Annotated in this window: 25 protein-coding genes; 6 read left to right on the forward strand and 19 right to left on the reverse strand. The window is 54.9% G+C overall.

Translation table 11 applies throughout. From position 1 onward, the window contains the following. Nucleotides 1–4: 4 nt before the first annotated feature. Both rluF and rlmE read right to left on the reverse strand, forming a co-directional pair. Nucleotides 5–1,081: a 23S rRNA pseudouridine(2604) synthase RluF gene (rluF, locus tag F7R27_RS12265; protein WP_151704564.1), complete on the reverse strand. Its 1,077-nt coding sequence runs from the start codon at nucleotides 1,079–1,081 to the stop codon at nucleotides 5–7. Beyond that, nucleotides 1,078–1,698, reverse strand: coding sequence for a 23S rRNA (uridine(2552)-2'-O)-methyltransferase RlmE (gene rlmE / locus F7R27_RS12270; protein WP_151704565.1), 621 nt, complete (start codon nucleotides 1,696–1,698; stop codon nucleotides 1,078–1,080). Before rlmE ends, rluF begins: the two co-directional genes overlap by 4 nt. A gap of 211 nt (nucleotides 1,699–1,909) precedes the next feature. Between rlmE and F7R27_RS12275 the strand changes: the two genes are divergently transcribed. Next, a complete protein-coding gene (locus F7R27_RS12275; RefSeq protein WP_151704566.1) occupies nucleotides 1,910–3,538 on the forward strand; it encodes an NAD(P)/FAD-dependent oxidoreductase in 1,629 nt (542 codons plus the stop codon). After that, on the forward strand, nucleotides 3,535–4,257 hold the full coding sequence (locus F7R27_RS12280; RefSeq protein ID WP_151704567.1) for a TrmH family RNA methyltransferase: 723 nt from the start codon (nucleotides 3,535–3,537) through the stop codon (nucleotides 4,255–4,257). Before F7R27_RS12275 ends, F7R27_RS12280 begins: the two co-directional genes overlap by 4 nt. A gap of 20 nt (nucleotides 4,258–4,277) precedes the next feature. Here the strand turns inward: F7R27_RS12280 and F7R27_RS12285 are convergent, their stop codons facing one another. From F7R27_RS12285 to F7R27_RS12295, 3 genes are all read right to left on the reverse strand, one after another. Beyond that, nucleotides 4,278–4,895 carry a DUF1294 domain-containing protein gene (locus tag F7R27_RS12285; protein ID WP_151704568.1) on the reverse strand — a complete coding sequence of 206 codons (618 nt, stop codon included), beginning with the start codon at nucleotides 4,893–4,895 and terminating at the stop codon, nucleotides 4,278–4,280. A gap of 109 nt (nucleotides 4,896–5,004) precedes the next feature. Beyond that, nucleotides 5,005–5,232, reverse strand: coding sequence for a VF530 family protein (locus tag F7R27_RS12290; RefSeq protein ID WP_151704569.1), 228 nt, complete (start codon nucleotides 5,230–5,232; stop codon nucleotides 5,005–5,007). 41 nt (nucleotides 5,233–5,273) lie between these two features. Continuing rightward, a complete protein-coding gene (locus F7R27_RS12295) occupies nucleotides 5,274–5,453 on the reverse strand; it encodes a PLDc N-terminal domain-containing protein (protein WP_151704570.1) in 180 nt (59 codons plus the stop codon). Between the two features lie 244 nt (nucleotides 5,454–5,697). Here F7R27_RS12295 and F7R27_RS12300 point away from each other — a divergent pair, with 244 nt between their 5' ends. Continuing rightward, complete coding sequence (locus tag F7R27_RS12300; protein WP_151704571.1) at nucleotides 5,698–6,171, forward strand: universal stress protein; 474 nt, start codon at nucleotides 5,698–5,700, stop codon at nucleotides 6,169–6,171. Between the two features lie 87 nt (nucleotides 6,172–6,258). On the opposite strand, the gene F7R27_RS12305 is transcribed toward F7R27_RS12300, so the two are convergent. The 4 genes from F7R27_RS12305 to kynU all read right to left on the reverse strand — a co-directional run bounded on the left by F7R27_RS12305 (nucleotide 6,259) and on the right by kynU (nucleotide 10,140). After that, complete coding sequence (locus F7R27_RS12305) at nucleotides 6,259–6,846, reverse strand: GNAT family N-acetyltransferase (RefSeq protein WP_151704572.1); 588 nt, start codon at nucleotides 6,844–6,846, stop codon at nucleotides 6,259–6,261. After that, entirely contained in the window at nucleotides 6,846–7,256 is a 411-nt protein-coding gene (locus F7R27_RS12310) for a ketosteroid isomerase-related protein (RefSeq protein ID WP_151704573.1), read from the reverse strand. Before F7R27_RS12310 ends, F7R27_RS12305 begins: the two co-directional genes overlap by 1 nt. Nucleotides 7,257–7,419: 163 nt before the next feature. Continuing rightward, nucleotides 7,420–8,763: a sodium-dependent transporter gene (locus F7R27_RS12315; protein ID WP_151704574.1), complete on the reverse strand. Its 1,344-nt coding sequence runs from the start codon at nucleotides 8,761–8,763 to the stop codon at nucleotides 7,420–7,422. A 132-nt stretch (nucleotides 8,764–8,895) separates the two neighbouring features. Next, nucleotides 8,896–10,140, reverse strand: coding sequence for a kynureninase (kynU, locus tag F7R27_RS12320; RefSeq protein WP_151704575.1), 1,245 nt, complete (start codon nucleotides 10,138–10,140; stop codon nucleotides 8,896–8,898). A gap of 251 nt (nucleotides 10,141–10,391) precedes the next feature. Between kynU and F7R27_RS12325 the strand changes: the two genes are divergently transcribed. Further along, entirely contained in the window at nucleotides 10,392–10,874 is a 483-nt protein-coding gene (locus tag F7R27_RS12325) for an Lrp/AsnC family transcriptional regulator (protein WP_168927499.1), read from the forward strand. Nucleotides 10,875–10,878: 4 nt separating this feature from the next. Here the strand turns inward: F7R27_RS12325 and F7R27_RS12330 are convergent, their stop codons facing one another. The 10 genes from F7R27_RS12330 to arsC all read right to left on the reverse strand — a co-directional run bounded on the left by F7R27_RS12330 (nucleotide 10,879) and on the right by arsC (nucleotide 19,629). Next, a complete protein-coding gene (locus F7R27_RS12330; protein ID WP_151704577.1) occupies nucleotides 10,879–11,640 on the reverse strand; it encodes a dienelactone hydrolase family protein in 762 nt (253 codons plus the stop codon). A 206-nt stretch (nucleotides 11,641–11,846) separates the two neighbouring features. Then, complete coding sequence (locus F7R27_RS12335; RefSeq protein ID WP_151704578.1) at nucleotides 11,847–12,506, reverse strand: anthranilate synthase component II; 660 nt, start codon at nucleotides 12,504–12,506, stop codon at nucleotides 11,847–11,849. Beyond that, entirely contained in the window at nucleotides 12,503–13,930 is a 1,428-nt protein-coding gene (locus tag F7R27_RS12340) for an anthranilate synthase component I family protein (protein ID WP_151704579.1), read from the reverse strand. Before F7R27_RS12340 ends, F7R27_RS12335 begins: the two co-directional genes overlap by 4 nt. A gap of 68 nt (nucleotides 13,931–13,998) precedes the next feature. Continuing rightward, nucleotides 13,999–14,274, reverse strand: a complete 276-nt coding sequence (locus tag F7R27_RS12345; protein ID WP_240776361.1) for a Trp family transcriptional regulator — start codon at nucleotides 14,272–14,274, stop codon at nucleotides 13,999–14,001. 78 nt (nucleotides 14,275–14,352) lie between these two features. Beyond that, nucleotides 14,353–15,891, reverse strand: coding sequence for a GTPase family protein (locus F7R27_RS12350; protein ID WP_168927500.1), 1,539 nt, complete (start codon nucleotides 15,889–15,891; stop codon nucleotides 14,353–14,355). Continuing rightward, nucleotides 15,884–17,182, reverse strand: coding sequence for a YcjF family protein (locus F7R27_RS12355; protein ID WP_151704580.1), 1,299 nt, complete (start codon nucleotides 17,180–17,182; stop codon nucleotides 15,884–15,886). The genes F7R27_RS12350 and F7R27_RS12355 overlap by 8 nt, the downstream gene beginning before the upstream one ends. Nucleotides 17,183–17,253: 71 nt before the next feature. Further along, nucleotides 17,254–18,246, reverse strand: a complete 993-nt coding sequence (locus F7R27_RS12360) for a nucleoid-associated protein (RefSeq protein WP_151704581.1) — start codon at nucleotides 18,244–18,246, stop codon at nucleotides 17,254–17,256. A gap of 56 nt (nucleotides 18,247–18,302) precedes the next feature. Continuing rightward, a complete protein-coding gene (locus F7R27_RS12365) occupies nucleotides 18,303–18,686 on the reverse strand; it encodes a DUF2069 domain-containing protein (RefSeq protein WP_151704582.1) in 384 nt (127 codons plus the stop codon). Next, entirely contained in the window at nucleotides 18,683–19,288 is a 606-nt protein-coding gene (wrbA, locus tag F7R27_RS12370; RefSeq protein ID WP_151704583.1) for an NAD(P)H:quinone oxidoreductase, read from the reverse strand. The genes F7R27_RS12365 and wrbA overlap by 4 nt, the downstream gene beginning before the upstream one ends. After that, nucleotides 19,285–19,629, reverse strand: a complete 345-nt coding sequence (arsC, locus tag F7R27_RS12375) for an arsenate reductase (glutaredoxin) (protein WP_151704584.1) — start codon at nucleotides 19,627–19,629, stop codon at nucleotides 19,285–19,287. Before arsC ends, wrbA begins: the two co-directional genes overlap by 4 nt. 129 nt (nucleotides 19,630–19,758) lie before the next feature. Between arsC and F7R27_RS12380 the strand changes: the two genes are divergently transcribed. Further along, on the forward strand, nucleotides 19,759–21,183 hold the full coding sequence (locus F7R27_RS12380) for a YihY family inner membrane protein (protein WP_240776362.1): 1,425 nt from the start codon (nucleotides 19,759–19,761) through the stop codon (nucleotides 21,181–21,183). Nucleotides 21,184–21,234: 51 nt separating this feature from the next. Further along, nucleotides 21,235–22,914 carry a formate--tetrahydrofolate ligase gene (locus F7R27_RS12385; RefSeq protein ID WP_151704585.1) on the forward strand — a complete coding sequence of 560 codons (1,680 nt, stop codon included), beginning with the start codon at nucleotides 21,235–21,237 and terminating at the stop codon, nucleotides 22,912–22,914. Nucleotides 22,915–23,012: the final 98 nt, after the last annotated feature.

Raw genomic sequence — 23,012 nt, forward strand, 5'->3', positions numbered from 1 at the left:
GGGCTCAAGGCCGCTTCGGACCACTTTTTCGGTTACCAGCCTTGGGCTTTTGTGCAAATCCGGGATTGCTTCTGGGCTTGTTGGTAGTACCGGGTCGTTGAGCTCCGCCTGACTTTTGCCCCGTACTGGGTTTCTGCGTTTTACCGCTGCTGCCGGAGCGGCTGCCTGGCTGCGGTTTTCCACCTGGCTTTGCTTTACCTGAGTCGCCACGTCCTTTTACTGCAGGTTTGGATGAGCCCTTGCCTGCTGGTCTGCCCGGTTTATCTGAGCGTCGATCAGTTTTAGCACCAGCTCTGGCACCTGAACGATTGCCAGCCTTCGGCTTGCGAGGTTCCTGCGCACCAGCGGGTGCAGCATCAGAAGAGGACTGCTCCGTCAGCGCTGCGATCGTCTTGATCTCTTTTTCGGTCAGATCGCGCCAGTCGCCCAGTGCCAGCCCTTTCAGCGACACGTTCATGATTCTGACTCGCTCAAGCCGGGTGACCTCATAACCGAAGTGTTCGCACATGCGTCTGATCTGGCGGTTAAGCCCCTGAATCAGGGTGATGTTGAAGACAAAGGTCGACTCTTTCACGATCTTGCATTTTTTGGTGACACGGCCAAGTATCGGCACGCCGTTACTCATGCCATTGATGAAGGCGTCGGTGATCGGTTTATTGACTGTCACCAGATACTCTTTTTCGTGATTGTTGCTGGCGCGCAGTATCTTGTTGACCAGATCACCGTTATTGGTCAGAAAAATCAGACCCTGTGAGTCTTTATCCAGACGACCGATCGGGAAGATGCGGGCGCCATGATTGACGAAATCGACAATATTGCCACGCTCACTGGATTCAGTTGTGCTGACAATGCCGACGGGTTTGTTCAGGGCGATAAAGATCAGATCATCCTCTTCCTGAGGATCGATCGCCTGGCCATTGACCCTGACCATATCCCCGGGAAAAACCTGATCACCCGTTGTGGCGCGCTTGCCGTTGATGTACACGTTGCCCTGATCAATATAGCGATCCGCTTCGCGCCTTGAGCACAGGCCGCTTTCGCTGATGTATTTATTGATGCGCGTTGAGGTTTTGAAATTCATCCCCGAAATCCCTTGCCGACAAGGTAGACTTCGCGGGAGCGGGGGCGGGAGGCCTCAGGTTTGCGCACCACGACTGAATCAAAATGAACTCTCACCGCTTTGACAAACTCCTCATAGCCTTCGCCATGGAACACTTTTGCCACAAAAGTGCCTTTGGGCTTGAGTACCTGGCTGGCCATATCGAGCGCCAGTTCCACCAGATAGATGGAAGAGGCCTGATCTGCTGTCGACACACCGCTGATATTGGGCGCCATATCCGAGATCACCACATCCACCGGCACACCATTCACGGCCGCCATGATCTCATCGAAAACGCTCTGCTCGGTGAAGTCACCCTGAATGAATTCAACATCGGCCAAGGAGTTCATCGGCAGAATATCCGAAGCGATAACCTTGCCCTTCGCACCGACCAGTTTCGAGGCCACCTGCGACCAGCCACCCGGCGCTGAACCCAGATCCATCACCAGCATGCCCGGCTTGATCAGCTTGTCCTTCTCGTTGATCGCCAGCAGCTTGTAGCTCGCGCGTGAACGATAGCCATCAATCTGAGCCTGTTTGACGAAAGGGTCGTTGACATGTTCATCCATCCAACGGTTATTGCTTTTGGATCGGGTCATAATTTACAGATACCGCCTTACTGATACCGCCGAGAGAAAGGCGCTATTGTACCTGCCTGGTGCGGATCAGCAAAGGCGCATGCTACAGACTGTCTGACAGGATGGCGTGCAGCTTGGTGTAGGAGCAGGTGCGCTGACTTATCACAGCATGGCAGGTATAATTCTGCGTTACTGTCATCCTTTGCCGAAAATATCGGCCGGAACCCTCACCATGATTCGCATAACTGAACTGTCACTGCCTCTTGATCACCCCGAATCGGCGCTTCGCGAGGCTATTCTGAAACGCCTCAAGCTGGCGGATGATGAGCTGCTCGACTTTGCAGTGTTCAAGCGCAGCTATGATGCGCGCAAGAAAAATACTGAGATCACCTTTGTCTATATCATCGACCTCGACACCCGCGACAATGAAGCCGTGCTGGCGCGCTTTGCCGATGACACTCATATCAAGGCAGCACCTGATACGGCTTATTATCCTGTGGCACAGGCCCCGGCTGATCTGACTGAGCGCCCGCTGGTGGTTGGTTTTGGTCCCTGCGGCTTGTTTGCAGCGCTGACACTGGCGCAGATGGGATTCAAGCCGATCGTGCTGGAGCGTGGGCGCGATGTCCGTCAGCGCACCAAGGATACCTGGGCGCTGTGGCGTCAGAACACACTGAATACCGAGTCCAATGTGCAGTTTGGTGAGGGTGGAGCCGGGCTGTTTTCCGATGGCAAGCTCTACAGCCAGATCAAGGATCCGAAGTTTTACGGTCGCAAGGTGATGCAGGAGTTTGTGCGTGCCGGTGCTCCTGACGAGATCCTCTTCGTTAACAAGCCTCATATCGGCACCTTCCGCCTGACGGGTATCGTCGCAAAAATGCGCGAAGAGATCATCGAACTGGGTGGCGAGATACGCTTTGAATCCCGAGTCACCGATCTGCTGCTGGATAATCAGTCAGTGCGTGGTGTAGTGCTGGCAGATGGCACCGAGATGTTGAGCCGCCATGTCGTGCTGGCGCTTGGCCACAGTGCGCGGGATACCTTCCGTATGCTGCATCGTCATGAGGTGTTCATTGAGCCGAAACCTTTTGCCATCGGCTTTCGGATCGAGCATCCGCAGTCACTGATTGATCGGGCAAGGTTGGGCAAATATGCCGGTCATCCTGAGCTGGGGGCAGCGGATTACAAGCTGATCCACCATGCCAAAAATGGTCGTGCCGTTTACAGCTTCTGCATGTGTCCCGGTGGCACAGTGGTGGCGGCAACCTCGGAGGAGGGGCGCGTGGTGACCAACGGCATGAGCCAGTATTCACGCAATGAGCGTAATGCCAACTCGGGTATCGTAGTGGGTATCAACCCCGAACAGGATTATCCCGGTGGGCCACTGGCCGGAATTGAGCTTCAGGAGCGTCTGGAAGAGATCGCGTACAAGCTCGGCGGCTGTGATTATCGTGCACCGGCACAGCTGGTGGGTGATTTCCTGCGCGGCCAGCCCTCCACTGAGTTGGGTGAGGTCGAGCCCTCATACAAGCCAGGGGTTCTGCTTTGTGATCTGGCCGACGCGCTACCTGATTATGTCATCGACGCAGTGCGCGAGGCGCTGCCGGCATTCGGCAAGAAGATCCGCGGTTTCGATCGGGACGATGCGATCCTGACCGGCATCGAGTCACGCACCTCATCACCGATCCGTATCACCCGTGATGCCGAGAGTTTCCAGAGCCTGAATACCCGTGGGCTCTATCCGGCGGGAGAGGGGGCTGGCTATGCCGGTGGAATTCTGTCGGCAGGCATTGATGGCATCAAGGTTGCCGAGGCGGTTGCACTGGCAATGTTGCAGGAGCAGGGTGCAGCCTCAGCATGAAACTCGACGATATCAAAAAACTCCACCAGAAAAAGTATCGCCATGAACTGGGCCATTGCCTGATCGAGGGCGAGCACCTGGTACTGGAACTGGAAAAGGCCGCGGCTACTCAGCCTGCGCTGCAATCTGCGCAGTTGTATGTCACGGCGGCTTATCGCGACTGGCCAAGCCGCTTTGACAAGCATGAGGTCAGCGATCGACAAATGGCGGCAATAGCCGACACCAAAACGCCGCAGGGCATCCTGGCGGTGTTGCCTACTGCTGCGATCCACCCGACGGCATCCTCAGCGGGTGCCGCTGTGTATCTGCATCAGATTCAGGACCCGGGTAATCTCGGCACCATTCTGCGCACGCTGGCCTGGTTTGGCGGCTTCCGCTGCCTGCTCAGCCCCGGCAGTGTTGATCCCTTCAATCCCAAAGTGATCCGCTCCAGCATGGGGGCATTATTCCATGTGCCAATAGAGCTGGATGTGCCTATCGAATCACTGTCACAGCGTTTTTCGCGTATCGCCTGCCTTGATATGCAGGGCGAGCCCTTGAGCTCACCTGCCTTCAAGACCTGTGATTGCTATCTGTTCGGGAATGAGGCGCGCGGCGTGCCACGTGATCAGTTGCAGGCATTGAATGCGCAGCCGTTCACCATACCGGGTGCCGGCCAGATCGAATCACTCAATCTGGCAACGGCGGTGAATCTCAGTGTGTATGAGCGGCAGCGCTGAAGGTTGTAAACATCTTTTTATCAGAAAAAGCCCAGTAAAGTGTTCAGTTGCTGATTTCCACTCGGTGTCAGAAACCAGACAAACAGACCAGCATTCACCGTGACGGTGACCCAGAACATCGAGCGGAAAGACTGTTTGGTAGTTTTGTGCCTTAATAACTGCTGTGCCAGTGCTGCACCAGGCCACCCTCCGGCCAATGCCAGAAGATGCAGATTCTTCTCTGATACACGACGCCTATCCGCTTTAGCTGCAGTCTTATCCATCCAGTAGACGAGCAGGGTGATCAGGCTGATCAGCAGGTAAATCACGAGCAGCTTTACAGGTATCAGGGAGAATACAGCACTCAGCATGACAAAAAACATGAAACATGCGGCCAAGAGCAGTTGCGGCTTTCCGGATCGTGACGGCTTGGGGCGTTCTCGTATCGCATCACCGGGCAAACTGGCTTTCATTGCGCAGGGGCGACCTTGTTTGTCAGTCGAAATAGTATAGGTGACAACTTGGCCTGGCTGAGGCGTATGTGATCGGTTGATAAAAGCGTTTATATGGATAAACAGATCTTTACCCCCTTCAAAGGGAGTAATAAAACCGAAACCCTTATCCTCATTCCAGGAGGTGATTTTTCCTTTAGCGCGCATGATGCTTCTCTAATGCAATCCGGTTCGTCATATTAGCGGCAGTTGCAGATAATGCCAACTCATCAGCAACCACTGTTATCTCACCGGATTGGCAATCAGTACATCTGAATCATTTCTGGCTTGAAAAGGTCGAAATATAGAGGTTTTCGACCTGCGTTCTCGCCCAGGGGGTACGCCGCAGAAACTTCAGGCTGGATTTGACCGAAGGATCATTCTTGAAGCAGTTGATATTGATCTCCTCTGCCAGCGCGTTCCAGCCATAGTGCTCCACCAGCTTTACAACCACTGCTTCGAGCGTCACGCCATGCAGTGGATTATCGGGTTGTTCGTGACTCATATCACTCCAGGGTCTTATTGGAAATATTCTGGATTAAATGCTTATTTTGGGCCCAGCAGAAACCAGAGTATCAGGCCCACTACCGGCAGGAAGAGGATCAGCAGTACCCAGAGAACCTTGACACCAGTACCGGCGCGGCTCTGAACGATTTTGATGATGGCATAGATGTTGAAAGCCAGAACAATCAGGCCAAGCAGCCCGGTGACTTCTAAACTGAACATGTGATGTATCCCTTTCATATATGGTTAATCCATATGTAGCGCATGATACATCACTGAAGACATCATCTGCCAATCATAGCGCATGCAGTGACTCGAAGTAGACTTTGCTCTCTGTTAATCTGGTTGCGGGAGAGTGATAGAACTATTCTGGCAACTGTATCGCCTGATAAATCAGCCGCAGGATTATGTACGCCTCTGGTAATCTATACTTAATTGAAAGTCGGTAAACTTATGGAGAGATTATATGTCTGGATCGCAGGTAGATGTATTACTAGTAGCGGTAGATGGTTCGAAAGGTTCGCAGCAGGCGGTCAGCCTGGCAGGTGACTTGGCGCAACGCATGGGAGTCAGTATTCAACTCCTCTATGCATTTCCGAACAGTGCGGCTGAGCTGTTTGGACCGCCGGGTGAAGGCATGCCCCATGAACAGTTCAAATATCTGAATCCTGATAACTTTCAGGTTCTGCGTGATGAGTCAGCGCGCAAAGTGTTTGATGAGGCGCGCGCACTTCTCGAGCCAAGCCTTCAGGAAAACGTGCAGGAAGTGCTGTTATCAGGCCAGCCACGTGAGGCCATTATCGCTTATGCAAAAGAGCGTGAAAATCCGATGATCCTTGTCGGGCGTCGAGGGCTGTCCAGCATCGGAGAAATGTTTCTCGGTAGTATCAGCCAGTATCTGGTACATCATGCCCATTGTCCGGTGACGGTTGTAAACTGAGCGCAGGCTCAGATCCATCCCAGCCTGCGAATCCTTTTTGTGCTGTTTTCGCATTATAGTATGGGTGATCTGGCATGGGCCCTGTTTCTAAAGCGGTTTCAGCCAGAACTGCATCGGTTTTTCGGTTTCAGCTGGCTGATCAATATCTTGCCAGCTGAAATGCGCGATGACATTGTCCAGGCGCTGGTATCCGCGCTTGCGCCAGAAGCTGTCCAGTGGCTGATAATCTTTTGGCTTCAAGGGGTGATCATCCGGGCGCACCACGGCTGAAAAACAGCTGTAGGCCAGGCCAAGGAAACGGCCATGATTTTCCCGCTCATCAAAAAAACGATGACCGATACCCCTGCCACGATACTCAGGCAGCAGCACCGATTCACCGCAGTAGAGTAGCTGGCCAGGATCATATCCGGCCGATTCAAGGCTTCGGCTGAAAGCCTCGGCATGCTCGTTAGCCGCGCTGGCCGTCGCCACTCCGACCAGTCGATCGCCATCATAGGCCCCGACAAACACTGCCGTATCATTCAGATAGTGCGACAGGTACTCACGCTCGTAATCCAGATCCCCCTTGTACAGATAGGGGTAGTCGTAGAACACCTGGATGCGCAGCACTGCCAATGCATCAAGCGATTCCTCTATCGCCTGATGATCCAGTGTTTTGATGCGTATATCAGACATTAACCTGCAACCTGAGCAATCCAGTCCTGAAGATTGTAATAGGTTGTGATACGGGTGATCTTACCCTTATCCAGCTCAAAGAAGGTGCCGGCAGGCAGGCGGTAGGTCTGCCCCTTGGCTTCGGGCAGCCCATCATCGGTCGCGATATACTGGCCATTGACTATAAATTCAGCGCTGGCGCGTGAAGGTTCCTCTTCATCTATCATGATCACGATATCGGTCAGCTGCTCCTTGTAGCAACGGGTCATGTGCGCATTGAATTCGATGAATGCGGCCTTGCCGACACGTCGTTCTCCCTGGTTCACATCATGGCGAATATCATCGCTGACCATGGCGATCATATCCTCCGTGTCACCGGCGTTGAAGGCCGTATAGTAGTCCGCTATCAGATCTCGTGTGGTGATGCCCATCTGCCTATCCTTTCATGCGCTGAGTCGATCTCTTAATGCTGGCACAGAGTGGGTCATATTGGAAATAACTGCAGCCCTGTTTCACAAATGGCTGACGCGAATATGAAACAGGGGGTCGCAAAAGGATGGGTGCTTGCACCCATTCTTGTGTGATTCAGGAGGATCAGGTCAGGCTACGGATGAGGACGATTAAAGGCAGGGCCGGGCAGACAAAACGGATATACCAGGGCCAGATTTTCCAGAACAGAGTATGCTGTATCTCCGGGTAGCCTTTACGCAACTCTTCGAGTTTGGCATTCCGTGACAGCATCCAGCCGACAAACAGACAGGTCATGGCGCCGATCAGAGGCATGCTGTTGATAGTAAAGCTGATCACTGTACCGAAGATGGCATCGAAGTTCAGGATGATGATGGTTGTGACTATCAGAATCAGTGCAGCTACCACCAGAGTGGCAGGGCGGCGTTGCATGACACCTGCTTCTTCAAGAGCCGACACGGGTACCTCCAGCGCAGGGAACATGGATGTCAGGGCTGCAATGGAAAGTAGACCAAAAAAGAGAAACTCCAGAAACAAGCCCATCCCACCCATATGGCCAAACATTGACGGCATCACATTGAACAGCAGCGTAGCTGAGCTTTCCAGCTCGCCACTGGCTTTGTAGATATTCACCCCGAGATTCTGAGCGACAAACATGGCGGGAATGATCAGCAAGCCAGCAATAAATGCGATCCCCATATCGATGAACATCACCTGCGCTCCGGTGATGGGCAGATTGGCTGAGCGGTTAAGATATGAGCCATAGATCACCATGGCACCAATGCCGATCGACATGGAGAAGAATGCCTGGCCCATTGCATCGAGCATCAGTTTGGGCGTGATTTTTGTCAGATCCGGTATCAGATAGAGTTTGAGGCCATCCAGGGCACCCGGGTAGGTCATGATGATCATGATCAATCCCAGCATCATCAGTACCAGCATTGGCATCAGACGTTTTGACCAGCGCTCGATCCCCTTGTTGACGCCTGCGATCACCACGGCAGCAGACAGCACTATCGCAAGTATGGATGAGGGGAGGTCGCGCACTATACCTGAGTGGGTCAGCCAGGCATATGCGCTGTCGAGTTCGAGCACTCGTGCAACTGGTTGCCAGGTCTGGCTGATCAACCAGCCTGTAACGATGGAGTAGAAGGTCAGGCCGATGGCTGCAATGAAGACGGAATAGAATCCTATTGTTTTCCCGATCCGCCTGCGTGTACCTGTGCCGCCGGCTTCAGCCAGGGCATTGACGACACCACTCTGGGCGTAACGACCGAGGGTCAGTTCGGCCATCAAGGCGGGGTAGGCCAACACCAGTGACATCACCAGATATACCAGCAAGAATGCTCCACCACCATTATTGGCAGCCATGGATGGGAAGCCCCAGACATTGCCGAGGCCTACGGCTGCTCCGGCAGCAGCCATCAAAAAACCGAATCGTGATGCAAACTCTGATCTTATTTTTATCATCGAGGTTTATCCTGAATTTTGAATAAAAGTGATCCTCTGGAAGTGAAAGTTCACTTCCAGTTACTCGGTTGGGTTGTTGGAAACCCGGTTGGAAAGCTCAGCTGAAAGGCTGAGCTGCAAAGAGAGTCTGAATCAGGTCACAGAGGCGCGAACCTGAAAGCGCGGTGCTTGATACTCGCCGCTTTCCACCACTTCACAGAAGTGTCGGGCGGCCTGCCAGACATCCTCATAGCTGAGGTAAAGGGGAGTGAAGCCGAAGCGCAGCAGGCCCGGTTCGCGATAGTCGCCGATCACGCCGCGTTCGATCAGCGCCTGTACGATGGCGTATCCATGTTGTTGATCGATCAATGAGACCTGGCTGCCGCGCTCATCTGCTGGTGGCGTGATATCTTCAATCGAGTGGCGCTGCAGTGTGTCGGCAATGCACTCGCGAAACAGCTCAGTCATCTTCAGGCTCTTGGCTCGCAGGTCAGCCATATTGACCTCTTGCCATAGTGCCAGTGAGGCTTCCAGCGCACTGTAGATCAGTGCTGAATGGGTGCCTGTTCTGAAGCGTGTCATACCGGAGGCGGGGGCATAATCGCCATCAAAGGCGAAAGGCGCCGCATGCCCATGCCAACCGGTCAGCGGTTGCCAGGCATTATCCTGATGTGTCTTGCTGACATACAGAAAACCAGGGGCACCCGGGCCACCGTTCAAGTATTTGTAGGTGCAACCGACGGCAAAGCGCACATCATGTGTATGCAGATCCACCTCCAGCGCACCGGCTGAGTGGGCCAGATCCCAGATGATCTCGGCACCACAGGCGTGTACTTTACGCGTGATCTCTGCCATGTCACGTACCTGACCGGTGCGATAATGCACATGGCTGAGGATAACGACGGCAACCTGATCATCCAGATAATCCTCTACTCGACCACCCACCGGTATGAATCGGTGCTCGAACCCGGTGAAATGACAGAACCCCTGAGCAATGTAGCCATCAGTGGGAAAGTTACCCCCTTCACTGAGAATAACCGGACGCTTGCGAGACTGGGATTCGGTGATGTAGCCGATCAGTTTGTAGATATTCAGGGTGATGTTATCGGTGACCACTACTTCATCATCATGCGCTCCGATCAGCGGGGCGAGCAGGTTACCCAGGCGCTCAGGGGCATCAAACCAACCCTGATTCCACCCTTTGATAAGTTCATTGCGCCACTGTGTAAGAGTACCCTCAACCGCCTGATGGCTGGCAATCGGTTGTGCGCCGAGAGAGTTGCCATCCAGGTAGATCATCTCTTCGGGCAGGGCAAAACGTGACTTGAAACCTGCAAGCGGATCCTGGCGATCCAACTCCTTGACTGACTCTTTAAACAACTCAAGTGCGACTGACATCTCTCTCTCCCGATATGTTGCTTTATGCCTGAAATATTACGACAAAGTGGATGAGAAGTGCTTGCGTATATTTGTGAATGATCAGTTATAACTACAAATTAAATATTAATAATGATATTAATATGCAAAATATTTGCATAACGCTCCGCTATCAACCTAAGCAGTGCTCATGATCCATGTGTAGATGGTGCTGATGGCAAACCGCTAGAGTTGTCATGCACTACGTAATATCGAGTAGAGGAGGAAAGGTTGTGACGCTGGACAAGTTTGACCTGCATCTACTGCATCTGCTGCAGCAGGATTCGCGCATGACACTGGGCGCTCTGGCTGAAGAGGTGTGTCTGTCGATCAGCCAGTGCTCCCGTCGCATCAGCCGTATGGAGCAGGAGGGAGTGATCCAGGGCTACCCCCTGAACCTGTCAGCGCCGGCACTGGATCTGCAGATCACGGCATTTATCTTCGTCTCGTTTGAGAAGAAACTGATGCTGTCACCTGCAGAAGCGATGGCGTTTCTGCTGACACGGGATGAGGTGATCGACTGTCATACCATTACTGGGAATTATGACTTTATCGTCAAGGTGAAGGTGGAGAGCATGCCTGCCTTGTCTCATTTTCTGTCACGTATCGTCGGGAGTGTTGAGGGTATCCGTGAGATAGCCTCGCATGTGGTGATGGATACGCTCAAGGAGAATGGGCCGCTGCATATTCGCGGCTACAGCAACCCGGAGGACTGAGCCGTTAATCCAGCTGTTTGCTCAGAAATGTCTGTAAGGCAGACCAGGACGCGCGATCTGCGCCAAGGTCATAATCACCGCTGCCAAATACAGTATAGGAGTGCCGAGCGCCGCCATACACCTGAGCATGGTGCTCGATACCGGCTTCCTGTAGTGCATCCAGCAGACTGGCCAGATCCTGCATGCCAGACACAGGGTCAGCAGAGCCATGCAGGATCAGTACCGGCGCGGTAACTGAGTCGTAATTCTGACCCTCCGGCAATCCCAGCCCACCATGGAAGGAGACAAAACCCTGGGTGTCTGCACCCGCGCGGGCCATCTCCAGTACCGCTGCACCACCAAAGCAATAACCCATCACCACCACCTTGTCGGTGGCACCGGGTATCTCGCTCGTCTGATCCAGAGATCCCATCAGCCGTGCCCGGAACTCCTCACGGTCGGCATATAACTCGCCAGTGCGCTGACGGTTCTCCTCCATCGACTGTGGCTGATTGCCCTGGCCGAACAGATCCACCGCAAAAGCGGTATACCCCTCGGCGGCCAGCATCTCGGCACGGCGAATTTCATAGCCATCCACGCCATTCCAGTCATGGATGATTATCACTGTTCCGCGCGTCTGTTCAACGTTGCTGTTATAGGCGACATAGCCCTCATAAGCGACACCGTTCACTTCATAGACATGAGACATGGTCGTGATCCCACCCTGAGCGATGGATGAGAAGAGCAGGGTGCCGAGCACAGTGCCGGCAGCTTTGTTAACACGCATGATAACGCTCCTGTGTTTATTCATACCTCCTACGACCCAAATACCAAGGATGGATCCCGGAAGTCGCATTCTGCTATTGAGCTAAGTTAACGAATGGCGTTTTGTCAAAAGAGGAAGAAAAGAAAAGGGGTCAGGAAAAGGGGTCAGGTACATTTACGGCACGCCGTAAATGTACCTGACCCCTTTTCCTCTTTTCCGAAGCGCGATTAGCTGAAGAGGAAGTTCTGGATCAGTTCTTTGCCGCCTTCGGTGGCGAAGGATTCAGGGTGGAACTGGATGCCCTGGATCGGCAGGTGGCGGTGGCGCACGCCCATGATTTCGAACGGGCCGCCTGCGCGTACTTTTTCGGTATCGCTCAGCGCGCTCAGATCCGCTTCGCCGACCAGTGCGGTGATCTCCAGGTTGGCGGGGAAGCTGGCGGCTTCGGCCATCAGAGAGTGGTAGCGCATCACTTCGAGCTGATCCGGGATGTCGCGGAAGATATCGCGGCCGTTGTGGCTGATCGGACTGATCTTGCCATGCATCGGCAGGTTGGCCTTGACGATCTTGCCGCCGAACACATGTACGATACCCTGCATACCAAGGCAGACGCCCAGCAACGGGATCTCCGGGCCGAGTTCGCGGATCACGTCGGCGCATACGCCGAAGTAGGATTCATCATCCGGTGAGCCGGGGCCGGGGGAGATGATGATGCGGTTGGGCTTGAGTGCGCGGATCTCTTCCAACGTCACCTCATCGTTACGCTTGACGATGATATTGAAGTCGTCGATCTCCTCTTTCAATCGGGCGCTGGTCAACACCTCGCCGATGAACTGATAGAGGTTGTAGGTAAACGAATCGTAGTTATCGATAATCAGAACTTTCACTGGGCGGACTCCTGTTCAGCCGCTGCGGTAAATCGCTCCAGTGCCTTGCGCGTACCGGCAAACTTGCGCTGGATCTCTTCGTATTCATCTTCCGGATTGGAGTCGTACACATTGCCGCCACAGGTCTGAACATAGGCGTTCTCACCCTTGGCAAACACGGTACGGATCGGGATTGCAAAGGTGCAGTCGCCATTGAAGGAGAAGTTACCGACTGCACCGCCATAAGGGCCGCGACCATCCACTTCCAGCTCATCAATGATCTTCATCGCTTCGATCTTCGGTGCACCGGTCAGGGTGCCGGCAGGGAAGTTGCTGGCCAGTGCTGAGAACATATCTTCGGACTCATCAATGATGCCGACGATCTCACTCGATATATGCTGCACATGGCTGAAGCGTTTGATATCCATCAGGCTGCGCACTTTTACGGTACCGAAGCGAGCAACACGGCCGATATCGTTGCGGTGCAGGTCGACGATCATATTGTGCTCGGCGATCTCTTTAGGGTCATTGAGCAGGGCGCGGGCGAACTGGGTATCTTCGGTCGCATCCTTGCCACGGCGTGTGGTGCCGGCCAGCGGAAAGGTTTCCATCTCACCCTGGCGCAGGCGGAACAACAGCTCGGGGCTGGCGCCGATGATCTTCTGATCGCCGAACTTGATGTAGTACATCTGCGGGGAAGGATTCACCTCGCGCAACTGTTCGTAGATGCTGATGGTGTCGCCCTGCAGTTTAAGATGCTTCTTGAACCCGACTTCGCACTGGAACACCTTGCCATCGATAATATCCTGCTTCACCTTCATGACCGCTTTGGCGTGCTCCTCGCGTGACATGGTTTCGCCGGTGAAGGTGATGCTGAGCGGGCCGTTACCCTCGTATTCGGCGTTGATCAGTTCATTGACCAGGTCCATACGGTTTACGGTGTAGTAGAAGTAGATGATCTCGCCGGTCATCTTGTCCAGAATCAGGCCATCTTTATACAGGCCGAAGCGGAAGGCATCGAAGTAGTCGTTACTCTTGAGCGACAGCGTTGGCTCGAAATACTGCATGCAATCATAGCCCAGGTAGCCGGTCAGGCCACCGGCATACTTACGCGAGATGATGTTCTGCGGCATGATCTCGCGCAGCAGATAGTAGGGATTGTCACTCTCGTAACTGTCGCTGCTGCCATCGCGCTGGGTGATGGTCAGGGTGCGTTCTGCTGCCGAGATGATCAGCTCCGGGTCGAAGCCGATGATCGAATAGCGCGAAATATGGCTGTCTTCGCCGAGTGATTCCAACATGAAGCAGGTGTCGTAACGCTTCTCGATCTTCTGAAACAGGTTGAAGAAGTCGCAGTCGGCCGCAAGGGTGACATAGTGCGGCTTGCGCGGCAGTTCTATCTTGCGGGGCTTGGTTGGTTTATCTGATTGCTTATCGGTCGTCATATCTGACTCTGCTTGTAATCTGTTTGTGTACGGTATGAGTGTTGAAATAGCTGACTGCTCAGAGCCGGCTACTCATGGGCGGGTTGTTTCAAGGCACGTGATCCCCGCGATACGGTTGCAATACCGACGCCCAGCTGCTCAGCGATCTTGCGTTGTGGTACACCTGCCTCCAGCATGCGGAAGATCTGCAAGCGCTTGGTGATCTCGCTCAACTCGGCTGGAGTCAACAGGCTTTCCAGAACATGCAGCATTTCGATATGGCTGTTCACGGTCAGAAGATAATCGAGCAGGTCACGGGTGTGCTGGTCGGTTGTTTCGGTGCTCATGGTATCAAGGCTGTTCATATCTATGCTGTTCATCGGGGTAGTATGTATTCGTGTACTAGTACGCTATCACAATCTAAGGTTGAGTCAAGCAAAGAATCAGCGCTTCAGCACATTTTTAATCAACCGGCCTGTGCCTCTTGCCTGTTGCAGGAGTTTTTTCCAGTCGGCCTTGCGGGCCAGCAGTTGTAACCTCTGTGAGCGGCCTTTTTTTGCCAGCTCCAGCCGTTCCTGCAGCAGCGCCCAGAGCAGGTCGATGTTATAGCCATCTGGCCCCTGATCCAGCCGAACCGGGATCAGATCGGCATCCGGCACCTTCAGATCCTGCGCGATATGTTGCAACGCTTCGTATATGGCGATCGCCTTGGGGCGGGTCGGGGGAGTCAGTGTGTAAGGCGGCGACCATTCGCGTGCCGGCGACAGACGATCAACATGGCTGACGACCAGCACCAGCGGTGGCATGCTGCGTCTGGGGTTGGCACGGAACCAGTCACGTATGACCTCCAGTGCGCGAGCGTCCAGTTCACGGTCTGCGCGGTTGGCAGCAATGACCCAGAGGATGCAGTCGACATCGGCGCACTGTGCGGCCAGTCGCTCAAGGGAGGCGTCATCGTCGATGCCGGGAGTGTCAATCAGCACCGCCAGTGTTTCGTCATTCTGCTTGAGTTGATAACGGCTGCTGCCCTCTGTCATGGGCAGCAGATCCACAGCTGCCTGAGTATCTTTCAGCAGCGCATTGGTCAGGCTGGATTTACCGGTATTGACCTGTCCCGCAATCAGCACCTGGACCGGGCCAGGCGGTGGCTGGATGGCCCTGTCACTTGCCGCCAGATTTGAGAGTTGTTCTGTATTCACCTGCAGCTTGCCTGAGTAGAGATCGATTGCGGCGCGGCCGATCTCCTCAACCCAGATGCGGGCACCGCGTTGCTTCAGATAGTCGCTGGTTTCATCAAAGGCAACGCCGAGTATCCGCTCGCGGGCTTCTGCCAGAAGTGCCGATATCGGGTTGACCAGTCGCACCAGCCGGTAAGCCAGCGTCGCGCCCCGATACAGTTTCATGCTGCCCTCACGATATTCCCACAAGCGAAGCACCTGACCCACCTGAATCATATGCGCAGCCGGCACCTGATCCAGCAGTACCAGGCGCAGTTGCTGACTGACGCGCTCGCTCAACAGGAGTGCTTCTGGCAGGGTGAAGTTCCAGATCGGGTCACGGTGATCCGGGTAGTAGTGACGGGCCACCTTTTCAATCACCTCGCGAGCACTGCGTTGCAGCAGTGTTTTGCTGCCGAGGATGTTCTTGTCGGTGGATTGAGCCAACCGCTGCACCTCCTGCCAGGCGGCCAGGTCCTGTGGTGACCAGTCATCACTTGGGGGCGTGATGGCGGGCTGCAGTGTCTCGGCTGGATCGGGTGAGGCAGGGGGCTGATCCGGTGCCAGGCGGCGCTGCATCCAGACAGCGATCAGATAACCGCTCAGGGTCAGTAACGCCAGCATTGCCAGCCAGGGGTAGATCAGCTCTGTCTGCCACAGCCAGATCAGGCCAGCAGGCAGCAGTAGCAGTGCAGGCAGGGTGATCAGTAACAGTACCATGGCGCTCAACAGCAGCGTCTGCCGTCGGGTTGGGCGCTTACTCATGATCTTTATTCTGCCGCTTGAGCCGATCGTGGAACATCTGATAAGCCTCCTTCAGTGAGCCCTGATAGGCGCGCGCCACTCCGCCCGGATCACTTCGGCCAAGCAGCTTCTGCTCCAGATAGTAGCAGGCGGCTCTGCCCAGTGCATAGGTGACAGCCGCGCTGGCAGTGCCTGCTGCCACGGCACCGATCGACTGCCCGTAAACCGGTACCAGCTTGCCCAGCTGGCGCGCCCCGAAGCTGGCACCTATGCCGAGCAGGGTGCCGGAACCGAGTGAGGTGGCAAACTCGGTCAGGGTGCGCTTATCCCACTCGCATTGGTAAATACTGGCAATGGAATGCAGCATCTTGCCCTGCAGGGTGGGCACGGTGATAAAACCGGCGACAGGAATCATATCGGTGATACCCGCAGCTGTGGCATAGCCTATCAGGTGTGGGTGAATCTGTTGCAGGCGCTGATCACCTTCACGGAGTAACAGGTCTTTGAGTTGTTGTCGTTTCGTTTCACTCAGAACCTGATCCAGCGCATCCAGCAGCGCATCCAGCAGCGCATCCAGGCCATAGTCCGGCTGTGTGAACTGATCCTCCGGCTTGGTCAGGTCAACGGCGACCGACAGAAAAGGACCTTTGCCCGGCAGGTTACTGAAAGCCTCTACTTGTGCTTTCAGTGCACGTTGCAGATCGATCAGATCGGGCGTGGTATGAAGTTGATCATAATCGGGATGGTCCCGATCATCCTTATAGGCATCATGCAGTCGAGTCTGTACCAGTATCACGGGCCAGTCGGGGTGGCGTTTGCGGATCTGAATCAGATGCTGCAGAACACGCTCCTGCTGTGGATCAAGCGCACGCACCACCACCAGAAGCGCGTCCGCCTGTTGCTCGATCTCGGTCAGCTCGTTTTCGGGACTCTCTTCAGAACTCTTTTCAGGATCATAGCCCATCTCATCCAGCCCACGTGTATCAATAAAGCGCACCAGGGGTAGCTCAGGCGGGAACTCAAACTGCCGTGCATGGCGGGTGCAGGGTTTGAAGCCGGCACCTATCTCTGCTTCCGGGTGGCGGGTGATGGCATGAATGATCGAGGTTTTACCCGATTGCACCTTGCCGAGCAGCCAGAGCACTGGTGCATCAATACGGGTCGGATCAGCCAGAAGCGCTATGGCTTCTGAGTCGTCCTTCATGCCAGACCCGGAAGCAGACGCTGAATCAGGCTGTGCTGAATCAGGAGAGGGATACAGCACTGTCTGAACGATACGCTTCCAGTTACGGCTCAGAAAGTTGAAATCCATCGGCTGCTTCTCCTCGTTTTGTCACGGATGCTCCTGCCCAGCCCTTCTGTGTAGCTCTTGTGCTGGCCTGATCAACCTTCCTGCAGCTTTTTCAGTTGTTTCAGCAGCGAAGGGGGCAGGCTGGATATGATCAGCGTCTCATTATCCGGATTGAATTGCACGCCCTTGCCCAGGCTTCCCGTGCCGAAGCTGATCGACAGATCACCACTGCGGCCACTGAGGCGAATATACTGGCGCAACTGACGACGATCCGGAATCAGCTCCTCCTTCTTTACCGGCTGATTGTCGCGGAGATAAGCCTCGAAACGCTCCGGAGCCTTCTCATCCACCTGCGCCGACAGATCCTTGTATACCACCGCTTCGCCCGCTTTGTCCTGCTCGACACAAAAATCGATCACCTTCTCCTTGATCGGCGCGACCTCATCTACCGGCAGGCTTTCGCAGTAGGCATCGACCAGCTTCAGGAACTGCTCGGTCTCGGCCTTTTTATCGACCTTATCAATATAGCCCAGCCACTCCATCAGCACTGGCTGCAGGCCGCGATCGCCACGTCCGAAACTGACGGTCAGGTATTTGGGGGCATCCGCCTCCATTTCGGTCAGATCGATACAGACTCCAAAGCCGACTTCGCTGAAATCAAGATACTCGATGCGGCTCAGCTCCAGCGCATTGTTCAGGGTCAGAGCGCCGGTCTGGCGCAGAATGAAGATGAACAGGCGATCACCACGATCCAGCTTCTCGAGCAGGAAGAAGAGGTTGCCGCTGACCAGTTGCTCCTGATTATCCAGCAGCAGGCCCAACTGGCGGCTGACGCGTTCGGCAAAACCGTTGAACGGGATCTGACCCTCGCGCCACTGCAGCACCAGCGCCTTGAAAGCATTAGACTCATCGTTGAAAGCGCCATACTGACGATTGGCACGGCCAGACTGAATACGCTTGAACTCGCTCAGAATCGACAGGCCATAGGGCTCTGTCGGGTTCTCTTCCGTGCGACAGATCACCTCAGCGGCGCGGGTGATATCGGTCTTGTCGATGTTGTGAACAATAAACTGGCTGACGGACATTAAGTGTAACTCCTGAATAACGCTGGGTTCTGGCGCTGGGTTCTGGCGAGAGGGTGTCAGTCGGCGGCTGGCTGATTCAGGCTGCGCTGCCACTGGCTATACCAGCGTGCATAGAGCATGGCGCTGATAAACAGCGTTGTTACCAGCACGACATACAGAATACCGAAGATCTGCGTATGGGGTGTCAGTGCCGCAAGCACCGCTTCCATAAAGTAAACCAGTATGACAAAGCAGAGCCAGGCGTGCCCGCGAGGTGTGCCCTTGATGATCACACCGGCAAAGGCCGCGATAGGCAGCACATGAATCAGCCAGATCACCCAGGGGTTATCGCTGGCTGCCGGGCTGATCCACATGAACCAGAGCGTGAACAGCAATAGCAAACCCCAGTAACTGATCTGAGTGAGTGCGCGGCTGAGGGTGGTTTTCTGTGCCAGTGTCATGTTCTGTCCTTTAACAGTTTCAGTGCCAGTGTGCCGATTCGCTTACCTTGAGCCTGACACAGCGCTATTTCGCGCGAGTCCAGTTCACGATTGCTATCCTCACCGGCCAGATGGCTGGCACCGTAAGGCGTACCGCCTGCGGTGGTCTGGAACAATTCATCCTGGCTGTAGGGAATGCCTGCAATCACCATGCCGTGGTGCAATAACGGCAGCAGCATCGTCATCAGCGTGGTTTCCTGTCCACCATGCAGGCTGGAGCTGGACGTAAAAGCCCCGGCCGGTTTGTCGATCATCGCGCCGGAGAGCCACAGGCTGCTGGTGGAATCGATAAAGTATTTCAGCGGCGCCGCCATATTGCCAAAACGGGTAGGGCTGCCGAGTAACAGACCGGCGCAGTGTTTCAGATCATCGTGGGTGCAATAAGGCGCGCCGGATTCAGGAATGGCTGGAGCCGTCGCCTCGCAAGTGGCTGATACAGGCGGCACCGTGCGCAGACGTGCCTCAATCCCTGCCATTTCGACCCCGCGTGCCATCTGTTGCGCCATGCTGCGCGTTGCACCATGGCGGCTGTAATAGAGAATCAGCAGATAGGGATCACTCACGCGAGGATCTCCAGTACTGCTTCAGGTGGGCGGCCGATACGTGCTTTGTCACCGTTGATCAGAATCGGGCGCTCAATCAGCTTGGGATAGCGCGTCATCGCTTCGATCACATCCTCATCACTCAGGCTCATATCCTCAAGACCTGCTATCTTGTACTCATCCTCTTTGCGACGCAGCAGATCTCGTGGGGCGATCTCCAGAGCTTTCAATACCTGCTTGAGCTCATCAACACTGGGAACATCTTTCAGATATTCACGCACCTCTGGCTCAACGCCCTTGCTCTGCAACAGTTCAAGGGTCTGACGGGATTTGGAACAGCGTGGATTGTGATACAGGATCATGTCAGACGGATGCCTCTTTCGTTGAGTTTCAAAGCGGCCTATTGTATACCTCAGAGGAAGCGTTGATAAAGGAACCTCACTCACATCAATACTACTGAGTTAAGGGTGAGTGGCAGACAGGAGAGATATGTGAGTTTTAAAGACTGGTCGGTAGCTGTTAAAAACTGGTCGATACCGCCGGCCCTGCAATTTCTGATCGATCTGGCACGGCAGTTTCGTGACAACCAGGGGGTGCTCAACGCAGCCGCGCTGACCTATACCACGCTGTTTGCAGTGGTGCCGCTGCTCACTGTGTCCTATGCGATGTTGTCTGCGATTCCGACCTTTCAGGGCGTCGGCGATACGATGCAGCAGTGGGTATTCAATAATTTCGTGCCGGCGACCGGCGAGGTGGTGTATGACTATATGCGCGATTTCACCACGCATGCGCGGGCGCTGACCTCAATCGGGGTCGTGTTTCTGGTCGTTACCTCGATCATGATGATGAAAAATATCGAGGCTGCGTTCAATCGCATCTGGCGTGTGACCGAACCGCGCAAGGGCGTATCCAGCTTTCTCCTCTACTGGGCGGTATTGAGCCTGGGGCCACTGCTGCTGGGGCTGGGTATTCTGTTGACCTCCTATATCACGGCACTGCCGTTTTACACCAGTGCCACCGAAGTGGTGGGCAGGGGGCGCGTGCTGTCGGTTGTTCCCATGCTGCTGTCTGCCGTTGCCTTCACTCTGTTGTATGCGGCTGTTCCCAATTGTCGGGTACCTGTCCTGAATGCATTGATCGGAGGGGTTTTAGCGGCGATCTCCTTCGAACTGGCCAAGCGCGGGTTTGCCTTTTTTGTTACACAGTTCCCCTCCTATCAGCTGATCTATGGCGCCTTTGCCGCCGTGCCGCTGTTTCTGGCCTGGATATTCATCTGCTGGGTAATCATTCTGCTCGGAGCCGAACTCACGCGCTATCTGACCATCTATCACAAAGCCAGCAACGAGAAGCGTGAGCCACATCTGTATACCGTGCTGTCTGTTTTATACCAGCTCTGGCAGGCGCAACAACGTGGGGTGCCACTGCAAGACAGCACACTGCTCAAACGTACCGAAAGCCTGGATCAAGGGCGCTGGGATCGTTATGTACAACTGCTGACCGAAGGCGGCGTGATCAGACGTACAGAGGAGGGGAGTTATTTACTCTCGCGCGATCTGAGCAGCTTCACGATTGATCAGTTACAGACGCTGCTGCCCTGGCCACTGCCGGATCAGATGGCGTCACCTGCACCGGGTTGGTGTACAGATGTCAGCGAGCGTCTGAGTCGTGTGCGTGATACGCGCACCAATATGCTGGACCTGCCGCTGCAGAAGCTTTTTTCCTGCGAGTCTGAGCCAGATCATTTATCAGATCATTCTGAACTCGATGAGTCTGCGCAGGAAGAGTCAAAACAGGTAGAAACAGAGCAGGAAGAAACAGAGCAGGAGGAATCCATGCTCAAAGAAGCCGAACAGGCCGATTCAGCCTCCATCAAAACAGGCTTCGCCAAGCAGGATGATCCGCTTAAAACCGAATAATAAAACCTAATAAAAAACAACAATCAGGCACGACCTGAAGGGAGTCTATCCATGCCTCAAGTCCCCTCCGATCTTGAGATCGCCCGTGCGGCGAAGATGCAACCGATCAACCAGGTTGCCGACAGTCTGACGATACCGGCTGAAGCACTGCTGCAGTATGGCCCCTACAAAGCCAAACTGAGTAATGCCTTCATCCGTGATCTGCACAACCGGGAAGATGGCAAACTGATACTGGTCACTGCCATGACCCCGACCCCCGCTGGTGAGGGCAAAACCACCACGACTGTGGGGCTGGGTGACGCACTGAAGCGGCTGGGCCACAAAACCGTGATCTGCCTGCGCGAGCCAAGCCTCGGACCCTGTTTCGGTATCAAGGGTGGTGCGGCCGGTGGTGGCTATGCCCAGGTAGTGCCGATGGAGGATATCAACCTGCATTTCACCGGTGATTTTCATGCCATCACCAGCGCCAACAACCTGCTGGCCGCGATGCTGGACAACCATATTCATTGGGGCAATGAGCTCGGCATCGATCAGCGGCGCGTGGCGATCCGCCGTGTCATGGATATGAATGACCGTGCTCTGCGCCATATCGTCAACGGAATGGGTGGCGTGGGTAATGGCTTTGTGCGCGAGGATGGTTTTGATATCACAGTCGCATCCGAAGTGATGGCGATCTTCTGCCTGTCGCGGGATCTGATCGAGTTGAATGAGCGGCTGGGTAAAATCATCGTCGCGCGCAACCGCGAGGGCGACGCGATCACGGCTGCGGACCTTAAAGCCAATGGTGCCATGACCGTGCTGCTCAAGGATGCCTTCTCACCCAACCTGGTACAGACGCTGGAGAACACGCCTGCCTTTGTGCATGGCGGCCCGTTTGCGAATATCGCGCATGGCTGCAACTCTGTGGTGGCAACCACCACCGCGCTCAAGCTTGGTGAATATGTGGTCACGGAGGCCGGTTTCGGGGCAGATCTCGGTGCTGAGAAGTTCTTCAATATCAAATGCCGCAAAGCCGGGCTCAAACCTTCGGTAGCTGTTGTGGTGGCCACCGTGCGGGCGCTGAAGATGCACGGCGGCGTGGCACTGGCAGACCTGGCTGCAGAAAACGTCGAAGCGGTCGCTAAGGGCTGTGCCAACCTCACCCGGCATATCCGCAACGTAAAAGCCTTTGGTGTGCCGGTTGTGGTGGCGATCAACCGCTTTACCGGCGACACGCAGGCGGAGCTGGATGCTGTGCTGGCGGAGGTGCAGGAGCACGGAGCCGAAGTATCGATCTGCAACCATTGGGCCGAGGGTGGTGCAGGTGCAGAGGAGTTGGCACAGAAAGTAGTGCATATCGCCGAAAGCGGCACCAGCCAGTTTGCGCCCCTATACGACAGCAACCTGCCGTTGTGGGACAAGATCAAAGTGATCGCCACCACGCTCTACGGCGCACACGACATCATGGCCGACAAAAAGGTACGCCAGCAGATCACCGACTACCAGCAGGCCGGCTATGGACACTTCCCGATCTGCATGGCCAAAACGCAGTACAGCTTCTCCACCGATCCCAACCTCAAGGGCGCGCCCTATGGCCACGAGGTGCCGATTCGGGAAGTGCGCCTGTCGGGTGGGGCAGAGTTTTTAGTGGTGGTGTGCGGCGATATCATGACCATGCCGGGGCTGCCACGTAAGCCCTCAGCAGAGCAGATCAGTCTGGATGAAGAGGGGAATATTCTGGGGCTCTCCTGATGAGCCGCTTGACTACCCGCCAGCATGGGTTGGACTAAGCTAAATGATAATATCTTTTTAATCAGCAGGGGCTAATATCAGTTGAGGATAGCCGGGGG

Source organism: Nitrincola alkalilacustris (assembly GCF_008973755.1).
Classification (GTDB): Bacteria; Pseudomonadota; Gammaproteobacteria; order Pseudomonadales; family Balneatricaceae; genus Nitrincola; species Nitrincola alkalilacustris.